The organism is Shewanella sp. NKUCC05_KAH, assembly GCF_019345585.1.
GTDB classification, from domain to species: Bacteria; Pseudomonadota; Gammaproteobacteria; order Enterobacterales; family Shewanellaceae; genus Shewanella; species Shewanella oncorhynchi.
Map to the genome: position 1 here is coordinate 16,255 of NZ_JAHKQZ010000002.1, position 12,539 is coordinate 28,793.

Genomic DNA, 12,539 nt, shown 5'->3' on the forward strand with positions numbered 1-12,539 from the left:
ATATCGATATTATTAACCTCAGGATACCTTTTTCAGCTTGAGAAAAGCCACCAGCAAGGTAATATAAACCTCCAAAATTTTCATATAAAACGTTTCGTTGGAGAATTAAGCAACAATGAGCATTGCATCTGTCGCATCTGTATTTAAAGGTGAGCACGCCGTCGGTTCTAAAGTCACAGTGCGTGGCTGGGTCAGAACCCGTCGTGACTCTAAAGCCGGCATCTCTTTTTTAGCTGTTTACGACGGCTCTTGCTTTAATCCTATCCAAGGTGTCGTGCCCAATAGCTTAGATAATTACGACAACGAAGTGTTAAAGCTGACTGCGGGTTGTTCTGTTGTGATGACTGGCGACGTGGTGGAATCTCCTGGTGCAGGTCAAGCATTTGAACTGCAAGTGACTGAACTTGAAGTCGCTGGCTGGGTTGATGATCCAGACACTTACCCAATGGCCGCTAAGCGTCACTCAATTGAACATTTACGCGAATTAGCGCACTTACGCCCACGCACTAACATTATTGGTGCCGTTGCCCGCGTACGTAACTGTTTATCCCAAGCGATTCACCGCTTCTACCACGAAGAAGGCTTTATTTGGGTATCGACTCCACTTATCACAGCATCAGATTGCGAAGGCGCCGGTGAGATGTTCCGCGTATCGACCTTAGATATGGAAAACCTGCCGCGTACTGAAGCAGGTAAAGTCGATTACGATAAAGATTTCTTCGGTAAAGAAGCTTTCCTGACCGTATCGGGCCAGTTGAATGCTGAAACCTACGCCTGTGCACTGTCAAAAGTATATACCTTTGGCCCGACTTTCCGTGCTGAAAACTCAAACACTAGCCGCCACTTAGCGGAATTCTGGATGGTTGAGCCTGAAGTCGCCTTCGCTAACTTAAACGACATCGCAGGCCTTGCCGAAGCTATGTTGAAATACGCATTCAATGCAGTCTTGACTGAGCGTATGGACGATTTAACTTTCTTCGCCCAGCACGTTGATAAGACTGTGATCGACCGTCTGCAATCTTTCGTTTCAAGCGATTTTGCTCAAGTGGATTACACGGATGCGGTTGAAATTCTGCAAAACTGTGGCAGAACCTTCGAGTTCCCTGTGTCTTGGGGTATCGATTTATCTTCTGAGCATGAGCGTTACTTAGCCGAAGAACACTTCAAAGCCCCTGTGGTAGTGAAGAACTATCCAAAAGATATCAAAGCCTTCTACATGCGCTTAAACGATGACGGTAAAACCGTTGCCGCGATGGACGTGTTAGCCCCAGGTATCGGTGAGATCATCGGTGGCTCTCAACGTGAAGAGCGTTTAGACGTGCTAGATATGCGTCTAGCCGAAATGGATCTGAACCAAGAAGATTACTGGTGGTACCGTGATATGCGCCGTTATGGCACAGTGCCACATGCAGGTTTTGGTCTAGGGTTTGAGCGTTTAGTATCTTACGTGACGGGCGTGAACAACATTCGTGATGTTATTCCTTTCCCACGTGCACCGCGCACTGCGAACTTCTAATCTCCCTTAACTTGGGACTGCATAGCTAAGACATCTCTATTAAGCCTTAGCAAAACGAAAGGAGCTGAATATTCAGCTCCTTTTTTGTTCGTCCGTTTTTAGTCACATCATGCGGCTAAACAACCATTAATCCGCCAGACTCAACGCCTGCGCAATATATTCCGCGACTCGCTTGGCAGCAATATCATCGATTGACACCAACTTAATATGGCGACGAAACTTGCCACTGCCTTCAAGTACCTGATGTGGATCGCTAAGATTCGCGCCTAAGCTAAACTCCAATGAAACATGCTGTTTATAGGCAAACACACCACAAAAACTGGCTTTGGTGCTAAAGAGTATACCGCCGTATTTAACGGCTTCAGTAATGGCCCGCGACGATGTGGTAGCGGCAGTTTTGACCTCCTGCCTCACCCCCTGCACTATTTCAAACAGACTCGGGCTGGTACATAAAATATCTTCTAACAGTTTTTCAAGTTGCGGCTGATCTTCCATCATGATCTCTTTACCTCTCATACAAGCAAGACTATCTCAGTCAGATTGTAGCGCGCTAATCGGACTGAATAACACCCTATTGAAGCATCCCTAAAAAATAGTGACGTGCAAATAAAAAGGCCAAGCGTGGAGTACGCTTGGCCTTTTGCTGGAGTTGTCCAACTTAGCAAGGCTAAGTCACACGGATAAACACTACGCCCTAGATTAAAACCCCTTCACACCGGCCATGTCAGGGAGATGATGAGCAATCCCCTTGTGGCAGTCGATACAGGTCTTTTCGCCGCTTGCCAGTGACGTTGAGTGCATCTGCGCCGCTCTGGGTGATTGGCGAGTAAAGTCCATGTAAGTGAAGTTATGGCAGTTACGACACTCGAGCGAATCATTGGCCTTTAACCTTGCCCACTCATGTTCTGCCAGTTCACGACGCTTATCTTCAAACTTCTCACGGGTATTAATCGTCCCAAAAACCTTACCCCACACTTCCTTAGATGCCTGCATCTTACGGGCAATTTTATCGGTCCAGTTATGCGGTACGTGGCAATCAGGACACGTCGCCCGCACGCCACTGCGGTTAGTGAAATGAATCGTCGTCTGTAACTCTTGATAGACGTTATTTTCCATCTCATGGCAACCGATACAGAAAGCTTCTTGGTTGGTCACTTCTAGGGCAGTGTTAAATCCGCCCCAGAAAATCACGCCAGCCACAAAACCACCTAAGGTCAAAAAACCTAAACTGTAATGCACACTCGGACGATTGAGTACCTGCCAGATTTTTTTCAGTTTATCTAACATGCTAACTCCTAGTGTTTTTTCTGCTCAGTGTTGGCTTTGATCAGATGTTCCATATCCACAAAGTCGTTTTCGACCAGTAACTTGGCATCTAACTGCGGCACATGACACTGAGTGCAGAAATAGCGGCGCGGCGATAACTCGGCTAAGAAGTTATTGTCCCTGTCCATAAAATGCGTGACGCTGACCATAGGCGCTTGCGAATCCCCAATGCGGCTACGAGCATGGCAAGCCATACACTTGTTCACTTTAAGATCAAGCTGATAGCCGTCGATCTTGTGTGGGATCACCGGTGGTTGCATGGGATAGCTGCGCACTTCCTTCACATCAGTATTACGCACACTTTGCATCGCAGGTGGCGTAGGCTCGACATTGATAGGCGCTTGGCGCAGGGTATCAATTTTATCTTCGGGAATACTGGCGGCAGACACACTGGTCATGATGAATGAGCCAAATACCAATAAACCGATCGCTGAGACTAATTTTAGGGTTTTCATCGTGTTCTCCTTAAACCTTGACGATCTTCACCGCACACTTTTTAAAGTCAGTTTGTTTTGACAAGGGATCTGTCGCATCTAAAGTGACTTTATTAATGAGCTGGCTAGCATCAAACCAAGGCACGAACACTAAACCCACGGGCGGTTTATTGCGGCCACGGGTTTCGACTCGGGTCTTAATTTCACCGCGACGGGACACCACGCGAATTTCATCGCCACGGCGCAGACCGCGTTTCTTCGCATCTTCGGGGTGCATAAAACATACGGCATCGGGGAAGGCACGATATAACTCAGGCACACGTTGGGTCATAGAACCCGAATGCCAGTGTTCCAACACTCGACCCGTCGACAACCAGATATCATATTCTTCATCGGGCGCTTCTGCGGCAGGTTCATAGGGCAGCGCGAAAATCACCGCACGACCATCGGGATGACCGTAGAACTCAAAGCCCTTACCCGCTTTAACATAAGGATCTGTGCCTTCACGGAAGCGCCACTTGGTTTCTTTACCATCGACCACAGGCCAACGTAGGCCATGAGCCTCATGGTAAACATCAAATGGGGCGAGATCGTGGCCATGGCCGCGGCCAAAGGTAGCATATTCCTCAAATAAGCCTTTTTGGACATAGAAGCCAAAGTGTTTAGCCTCATCGTTCAAATACTTAGGATCGGCATCCGCAAGCGGGAACTTATCAACATTACCGTTCTGATACAGGACTTCGAATAGGGTTTTCCCTTTAAACTCAGGGTTCGCCGCTAATACATCCTTAGGCCAGACTTCGTCTGTGGTGAAACGTTTGGCAAACTCCATCAATTGCCACAGATCCGAATGGGACTCACCCGGTGCCTGCACCATTTGATGCCAGAACTGAGTGCGGCGCTCGGCATTACCGTAGGCGCCCTCTTTTTCCACCCACATAGCGGTGGGCAAAATCAAATCGGCAGCTTGAGTCGTCACCGTCGGATAGGCATCGGACACCACGATAAAGTTGGCAGGGTTACGGTAACCCGGTAAACCTTCTTCATTGATGTTTGGGCCCGCCTGCATATTGTTGTTCACTTGCACCCAGTAGCAATTCAAGTCACCATCTTTTAGACGACGGTTTTGCTCGACGGCGTGATAACCGGGTTTAGGTGGAATAATGCCGCTTGGGATCTTCCAAATGTCTTCGGCATGCTTTCTGTGCTCAGGATTGGTCACGACCATATCGGCGGGTAAACGATGGGAAAACGTCCCCACTTCACGGGCCGTGCCACAGGCTGATGGTTGACCCGTCAAAGAGAATGGACTGTTACCTGGGGTTGAAATTTTACCCATCAAGAGATGAATGTTATAAATCAGGTTGTTACACCACACACCTCGGGTATGTTGGTTAAAACCCATGGTCCAAAATGAGGTCACTTTGATGTCGGGATCGGCATACAGCTTGGCCAGTGCAATCAGTTTATCCTCAGGTACACCCGACAACTTACTGACTTTTTCGACGCTATAATCCGCCACGAAGGCTTTAAAGGTCTCAAAATCAATTGGGGTTGAATCCCCCGCCGTTTTAACATTTTTCGCTTTTTTCTCAAGGGGATGTGTCGGACGTAAACCATAGCCAATATCTGTTGTGCCCTGACGGAAGTTAACGTGTTTTTTCACGAAGTCCCAGTTCACTTTATCATTCTGAATGATGTAGTTAGCTATGTAGTTCAAAATGGCTAAATCAGTTTGCGGGGTGAACACGATCGGCAAGTCAGCCAAATCGAAGGATCTGTGTTCAAACGTCGACAACACGGCCACTTTTACATGGCTGGCACTGAGACGTCGGTCTGTCACTCGACTCCAGAGGATCGGGTGCATCTCCGCCATATTCGAGCCCCAAAGGACGAAGGCATCGGCGGCTTCCATATCGTCATAGCAACCCATAGGTTCGTCGATACCGAAGGTGCGCATAAACCCGACCACGGCTGACGCCATGCAGTGACGCGCATTCGGATCGATATTATTCGATCCAAAACCAGCCTTCATCAACTTAACGGCAGCATAACCTTCCCACACAGTCCATTGGCCCGAGCCAAACATGCCCACAGCAGTTGGCCCTTTGGCTTTAATGGTTTCTTTCCATTTTTGCGCCATGATGTCAAAGGCACTGTCCCAACTGATGGGCGAAAACTCACCGTGCTTGTCGTATTTGCCACCTGTCATCCGCAGCATAGGCGTGGTTAAGCGATCGCTGCCATACATGATTTTCGACAGGAAATAACCCTTGATACAGTTGAGCCCACGGTTCACTTCACTGTTGGCATCGCCATGGGTGGCAACCACTTTGCCGTCGCGAGTTGCGACAATCACGGAGCAGCCCGTGCCGCAAAAACGGCAAGGGGCCTTATTCCACTCTAATTTGGTTTGTTCTGAGCTGGTAATTAAGTTGCTTGCGCCAGCGGGCAAGGCTAAACCCGCGGCGCCTGCAGCGGCAATCACCGCATTGGCCTTGATAAAGTCACGTCTGTTCATATTCATTCTTCACCCTCTTCGAGCACTTCACTCTGGTGGTAAACCATCGTGGCTGATAACACGCCCGGAATGGCATTGATCGCTTCGATACTGTCCATCAAGGCGCGTTGCGTTTCGCCTTCGATCACGACGACCAATTTCACTTCGTTGTTGACGGAAAGTTCGGCATTTTCAATGGTCATTATTTGTTGTCTAACATCTGCCATTTTCTGCGGTAAGACCTGCACCACTAAACTGGTGATATGGAGTTCTTTGCTCATCCGACATTCCACTCTTATTTTTAACTATTTGATGATGTTACGTTTAACCAGCGCCCGGTGGACCCGTCAAAATTTGGCTGAACCAAATAGCAAAGCCCAGACCACTGACCAGTAGTACGGACAATAACGGTGCGAGAAACACGGTTAAAAAGATAAAGATTTTCAGTTCTAAGGATTTTTCTTCTGCGGTGCTAGCACTCATGCATCCTCCAAGAGGTGTGTTCCTGCCACTTTGAATGCGCTGCAAAAAATCGCCAGCGGCAGGTTTTATGTATATCTATTGCATCTTTGGATCACGAAGCGATCATACCTTTTAGTTGTTAACAAAATGTATACCTCCAAATTGGTAAAGCGGATGATGCTTGATCCAGATCATCAATTTGATGTGAGTATTCGTCAGATCTCAGTTTTTAAACGTTTTTTGCTATTACAAATTAGATTATTGAATTTATTTTATGATTAATAAGCGACTGAAATGGATAAATCACTACGAGAAAACAACAGAAAACCCGCAAAAAAAACCTGAGTATTCATAAAGGAGTAGGCAGTAGAAAGGTGTTAAAACATGTGAGATAACGACTTGATCCCAAAAGAAAGATATTCGGCATAAAAGCATCGCTGCCACCCAGAAAAAGCGCTCATTTCATGGCGCACCACTGGAGGTATATCGCGTGAGAAGCGTAAGCATAGGGAAAATAAAAAACCGAGAAAATAGTTAGTTTTCTCGGTTTATTTAGTCATTTTTTGATCGCGTTATTGTTACATCAATCGGACAAAGACGCTCAGCTCGACCTTTAAATCAGTCTATTAAACCTGTTGAATATGATTCAAGATCCGCTTTTCAGATATCGGATAAGCCGTGCCTAATACCTGTGCAAAACAAGAGACACGGTACTCTTCAATCATCCAGCGTGCCTCGATTAACGCAGGCGGTGTTGGCATAGAACGCGGTACTTTAGCCAGTTGTGCGATTAAAGCTTCTTGAACCTTGTTGATGCTCTGCATATGCAAACGGTCACGGGTCGGATCAACGGGCAACTTCTCGACACGGATTTCAATCGCTTTTAAGTAACGCGCCACATCGGCTAACCGATTCCAACCACAGGATTCGACAAACCCTTTAAACACTAACTTGTCTAATTGGCTTTGAATATCACTCATAGCAAAGGCAATATCTAAGCTAATTTTGCCCTTAAGACGCTTTTTAATGCTCTGATACAAGGTCAAAATCTGCTCAACCTTCAATGCAATTTGCTCGGCGGTCGGGTTTAGTTCTTGGCGAACCCAGTCCTTTGCCTGCTCAAATTGGGTTTGATTACGCACATCGAGGGCTTTTTCATCCAACAATTGCTGCACAGCGGCGGCAATAATGTCATCAATCAAGATTTGCACTTGACCGAAGGGATTGAAATACATCGCCAATTTCGCCTTATTCGGCAAAGCTTGCTGTAAGTGTTTCACCGGTGATGGAATGTTTAGCAGCAATAACCGTCGCAGACCTTGGCGATGGGCATCTAAGGCCTCAAATTCATCATCAAATAATTTGATCGCAACACTGTCTTTTTTATCGATCAGCGCCGGAAACGCCCGCACTTGGTAATTGCCTTTTTGCTGCTGATATTGCTGCGGCAAATCGCCAAAGGACCACTCAGTTAACGCTTCTTGCTCTATACCTTTATCCGCCACCTGACGAATGGCCTTAGCCACCACGCCTTGTAACTCGGCTTTTAAGATATCGAGCACCCGACCTTCGGCCACTAAGTTGTTTTTATCGTCTTCGATTTTAAAGTTCATCTGCAAATGCGCGGGCAGTTGCGTTAAATCAAAATCTTCCGGCGATATACGCGTGCCACTCATGCGCAATAATTGCTTGCACATGGCCTCAAGCAAACTGGCACTAAAAGGCACCATGGCCTGCACACAAGCGCGGGCATAGTCAGGCGCGGGTACAAAGTTACGTCGTAAACTCTTAGGCAGAGATTTGATCAGTGCGATGCACTTTTCTTCCCTTAGCCCTGCCACTAGCCAATCAAAATCGCTATCGTCGATTTGATTAAGCAGCGCCACCGGAATGTGCACCGACACGCCATCATCCGCCGCCGCAGGTTCAAAGTGATAACTCAGCTGCAGGCGCAAATTGCCCTTGTGCCACGTATCGGGGAAATCCAAGGTCGAAATATGGTCGGCATTGCGCTGCATTAACAGTGCTTTGCTGAAATCGAGTAAATCCGGTTGCTCGCGCTTTGCCTTCTTCCACCAGCCAAAAAACAGCTGGGCGTTGTAAATCCCTTCCGGGATCCGCGGCTCGTAAAAGTCCACCAAGACTTGCTCGTCCACCAAAATATCGCGGCGACGGGATTTATGCTCGAGGGATTCAATGTCTTCGAGCAGCTTTTGGTTAGCGACAAAAAACGCTTCTTGGGTCTGTAACTGCCCTTCTGCCAAAGCGCTGCGGATAAAAATCTCACGCGCTTCAACGGGATCGATGGGGCCGTATTGCACTTTACGACGGTGCACAACCGTCAAGCCGTAGAGCACTTGATTCTCAAGGGCGATAACGCTGCCAGGTTTTGCCTCAAAATGGGGCTCGACATAGCTTTTCTTGATCAAATGCGCGGCTAAGGGCTCTAGCCATTCGGGTTCGATTTTGGCGCAGCAGCGAGCGAATAAGCGTGAGGTTTCGGTAAGCTCAGCCGCCATGATCCACTTAGGGCCTTTTTTGGCCAGTGGCGAACCTGGGAATACAAAGAATTTACGATTACGGGCACCTAAGTACTCGTTATTGTTATCTTTAAAACCAACATGACTCAATAAGCCCGATAAGAGCGCACGGTGCAAGCTGTCGTAATTGGCTGGTGTATCGTTTAGGCGCCACTTTAAATCGTGTACGGCTTGCTTAAGCTGGGCGTATAAATCCTGCCACTCGCGAACGCGCAAATAGGCTAAATATTCATCGCGGCACTTTTTACGGAACTGGCTAGCAGATAACTCTTTTTGTTGATCTTTTAAGTGCTGCCACAGGTTTATCCAACTGACGAAATCGGAACTGGGATCGGCAAAACGGCGATGGGCTTCATCACTGGCTTGCTTCTTCTCCATCGGACGTTCGCGGGGATCTTGAATCGATAAGCCCGCAGCAATCACTAGCACTTCGTTCAAACAACCTAACTGCTGACTCTCGACCACCATACGCGCCAAACGCGGGTCCACAGGAATTTGCGCCAAATTACGCCCAAGTGGCGTCAACACTAGCTTGCCGTGTTTGCTCTCAACCGCTTGTAATTCTTCGAGCAGTAAGAAACCATCGCGGATATGGCGTGGATCAGGTGGCTCGATAAAGGGGAAACCGGCGATATCACCCAAACCGATGGCCAGCATCTGCAAAATGACCGAAGCCAAGTTAGTGCGCAAAATTTCTGGATCGGTAAACGCCGGACGATTATTAAAATCCGCCTCATCGTACAAACGGATACAAATACCCGGCCCTACACGGCCACAACGGCCTTGGCGCTGATTGGCACTCGCCTGCGAGATAGGTTCAATCGGTAAACGTTGCACCTTAGTGCGATAGCTATAACGGCTGATACGCGCCGTACCAGGGTCAATAACGTAGCGAATGCCCGGCACAGTCAGCGAGGTTTCCGCCACGTTGGTCGCTAATACAATCCGCCGACCTCTGTGACTACTGAAAACTTTAGACTGCTCACCGTAAGATAAACGCGCGTACAACGGCAAAATTTCGGTATCGCGGTAATTACGCCGACTCAATTGCTCGGCCGTATCGCGAATTTCCCGCTCGCCGTTCATAAAGATCAGAATGTCGCCCAGCCCTTCGGCCACCAGCTCATCGACCGCGGCAAAAATGCCTTCGATTTGATCTAAATCGGCATCGCTATCTTGCACCAATGGACGATAACGGGTTTCGACCGGAAAGGTACGGCCCGACACTTCGATAATAGGTGCATTGTTGAAATGCTGAGAAAAACGCTCAACATCTATGGTCGCCGACGTGATGATGACTTTGAGATCGGGGCGTCTTTTAAGGATCTGTTTAAGGTAGCCCAGAATAAAATCGATATTGAGGCTGCGCTCGTGGGCCTCATCTATGATGATGGTATCGTATTGATCGAGATTGCGATCGGAGGTCAATTCCGCCAGTAAAATACCGTCGGTCATCAACTTGATATAAGAGTCACTCTTAAGCGCATCGGCAAAACGCACTTTAAAGCCAACCACTTCACCGAGCGGACTTTGTAATTCTTCTGCGACTCGGCTCGCCACACTGCGGGCTGCTAAACGTCGTGGCTGGGTGTGGCCTATCATGCCACGGCAACCTAGGCCTAATTCCAAACAGATTTTAGGTAACTGGGTTGTTTTGCCCGAGCCCGTTTCACCGGCGATGATCACCACTTGATTGCCCGCAATCGCGCGTGCAATATCATCGCGCATCAAGGAAACAGGCAGGTTTTCAGGATAGTGGATTTTAGGGCGAGCGTTACGGCGCTGCTCAACCTTCTCAAACGCCGCCTGCGCTTGCTCGCTCAGCTGAGCTAAGACTTGGGTCTTTTTATCTGAGTCGGCTTCTTTATTGAGCTTAAATAAACGACGACGGATCCGCGACGCGTCGCTCTGATAACAAAGATTAAGAAAGGCGTTCGATAGCGGATGTTTGTCTGAGTTCAAATCCAAATTCCATTGCTAGCATCAAAAACGGCGATCCTAGCAAGGAAAGTGGCGTAATGGTATTGCTAATTTACTCTGCACTCAGTATATGGCGTGTCAGTTTCGCACTGGCTCGACTTAGATTAAACCGGTGACAGATAACATTGTTGCATATAGATATTCATGGCTTTGAGCACATTGGTGCGATTAATCGTGCCAATCACTTTGCCATGTTCAACCACTGGATACACTTTAGGTTTAGGCCCTAGCATTTGTTCGGCGAGCTGCAAAATACTGTCATCTGGTCCAACGAACAGCACTTCAGTGCGCATGCAATCCTTCACCACTGAGGTCATATCACAGTGATAGCTACTTTTGATCATCACAGCCAAACAATCCTGCTGGGATAAAAAACCCACCAAATCGCCCGCATCATCAACCACTGCTGCGCCCATTTTATTATTATCCAACAGCTTTTCGACCGCAGTCGCAAGCGACATATTAGCGCGCAGCAACACGGGCTGACGATCCATATGGTCGCGGATTTTAATTAAGTCCATAGTCTTTCCCTCGAATTAACCCTACGTTTGTAGTCTAGTCAAAATATCGGCAAGAATGTGCGATTTATATCGATTGGGCTTATCTAGTGCATAATACCAATCACATTAAATATCTAATCAGTTCAGAGCCTCACAGGCATCTCAATCCAAGGCGCATTGACGCAGAAATGGTTATTCCCTTTTAAGTCAATGCAACACCGGAGTGGGATGCCTGTGTGGCTCCCGAAGGGCGGCTGATGTTAACTGCATGGCAAAGCGCTTTATACTGCGTTTAAGGCTTTCGACAGAGCACCACTATGCCTTCAAGCCTTCGCCTTGTCTAAAGCGCGTTGAACTCCCGCTGAATGAACAGATATTTAATACGATTGGTATAATCCAATGTCAACAAGAGCTAACAGGACAAAAATAGCGTCAAAAAAGGCAGCCAGAAAGAGCGACTTAGAGTTAACTGAAGCGAACACTACAAACTGAAATCAGACAAGTATCTGATTGAGGAAGGTAATACCATCAGTCTTCGGTGATCATTTTACTTGTCATTCCAACGCGTTTTAATTCGCTATTGATACAAGCTATAAGTCGATATAAAAGCGATAACCTACACCGGGCTCAGTCCGCACATACTGAGGTTCACTCGGGGAGTCGCCTAATTTTTGCCTTAAGTGACTGACCACAATTCGTAGATAATGTGTGTCTTCTGTATGAGCGGGCCCCCAAATTTCTTTGAGCAACTGAGTCTGAGTGACAACGCAGTTAGGTGACGACGCCAATTTAGACAATACTGCGTATTCCTTGGGTGTAAGTTCGACAATTTGATGATCAACTTTAACCAGCCTGCGACTTAAATCAATCTGTAACTTGCCGTCATCTAATATGGGTAATTTTTCAGGTTTGATATGGTCCCTTAAAATCGCTCGCACCCTTGCCAGTAACTCTTCCACACTAAAGGGTTTGGTCACATAATCCTGCGCGCCTGCATCTAATGCTGCGACTTTTTCTTTATCTTGATTGCGAACCGACAATACAATCACAGCAACATCGGACCATCCCCGTAACTCCTGTAGCACTTGATGGCCTTCCATATCCGGCAAGCCTAAATCCAAAATAACTAATTCAGGTTGCTGTCGAGCGACAGCTGCGAGCCCTTGCTGACCATTTTCAGCTTCGGTAACGTCATAGCCCTCACTGGTGAGTGCAATCCGCAGCATGCGGCGTATTTGGGTCTCATCATCGATAACCACGATTTTTATTGCCACGTCTCTA

10 protein-coding genes are annotated in these 12,539 nt (G+C 47.6%); 1 reads left to right on the top strand and 9 read right to left on the bottom strand.

Annotated elements, in window-relative coordinates; genetic code table 11:
• Positions 1-115: 115 nt before the first annotated feature.
• Entirely contained in the window at positions 116-1,516 is a 1,401-nt protein-coding gene (gene asnS, locus KO533_RS01950; RefSeq protein ID WP_105252305.1) for an asparagine--tRNA ligase, read from the top strand.
• Between the two features lie 126 nt (positions 1,517-1,642).
• On the opposite strand, the gene KO533_RS01955 is transcribed toward asnS, so the two are convergent.
• From KO533_RS01955 to KO533_RS22825, 9 genes are all read right to left on the bottom strand, one after another.
• Positions 1,643-2,014, bottom strand: a complete 372-nt coding sequence (locus KO533_RS01955; protein ID WP_251073338.1) for a DUF1801 domain-containing protein — start codon at positions 2,012-2,014, stop codon at positions 1,643-1,645.
• Between the two features lie 201 nt (positions 2,015-2,215).
• Positions 2,216-2,803 carry a cytochrome c3 family protein gene (locus KO533_RS01960; RefSeq protein WP_028760143.1) on the bottom strand — a complete coding sequence of 196 codons (588 nt, stop codon included), beginning with the start codon at positions 2,801-2,803 and terminating at the stop codon, positions 2,216-2,218.
• An 8-nt stretch (positions 2,804-2,811) separates the two neighbouring features.
• Entirely contained in the window at positions 2,812-3,297 is a 486-nt protein-coding gene (locus tag KO533_RS01965) for a nitrate reductase cytochrome c-type subunit (RefSeq protein WP_028760144.1), read from the bottom strand.
• 10 nt (positions 3,298-3,307) lie between these two features.
• Positions 3,308-5,797 carry a nitrate reductase catalytic subunit NapA gene (gene napA, locus KO533_RS01970; protein WP_219252909.1) on the bottom strand — a complete coding sequence of 830 codons (2,490 nt, stop codon included), beginning with the start codon at positions 5,795-5,797 and terminating at the stop codon, positions 3,308-3,310.
• A gap of 2 nt (positions 5,798-5,799) precedes the next feature.
• Positions 5,800-6,057, bottom strand: a complete 258-nt coding sequence (locus KO533_RS01975; RefSeq protein WP_028760146.1) for a chaperone NapD — start codon at positions 6,055-6,057, stop codon at positions 5,800-5,802.
• A gap of 43 nt (positions 6,058-6,100) precedes the next feature.
• On the bottom strand, positions 6,101-6,259 hold the full coding sequence (locus KO533_RS01980; protein ID WP_028760147.1) for a nitrate reductase: 159 nt from the start codon (positions 6,257-6,259) through the stop codon (positions 6,101-6,103).
• Between the two features lie 605 nt (positions 6,260-6,864).
• Complete coding sequence (gene hrpA / locus KO533_RS01985) at positions 6,865-10,746, bottom strand: ATP-dependent RNA helicase HrpA (RefSeq protein ID WP_219252660.1); 3,882 nt, start codon at positions 10,744-10,746, stop codon at positions 6,865-6,867.
• 116 nt (positions 10,747-10,862) lie between these two features.
• Positions 10,863-11,279 carry a CBS domain-containing protein gene (locus KO533_RS01990; RefSeq protein ID WP_006081403.1) on the bottom strand — a complete coding sequence of 139 codons (417 nt, stop codon included), beginning with the start codon at positions 11,277-11,279 and terminating at the stop codon, positions 10,863-10,865.
• Positions 11,280-11,848: 569 nt separating this feature from the next.
• Entirely contained in the window at positions 11,849-12,532 is a 684-nt protein-coding gene (locus KO533_RS22825; RefSeq protein WP_028760150.1) for a response regulator, read from the bottom strand.
• Between the last annotated feature and the right edge of the window lie 7 nt (positions 12,533-12,539).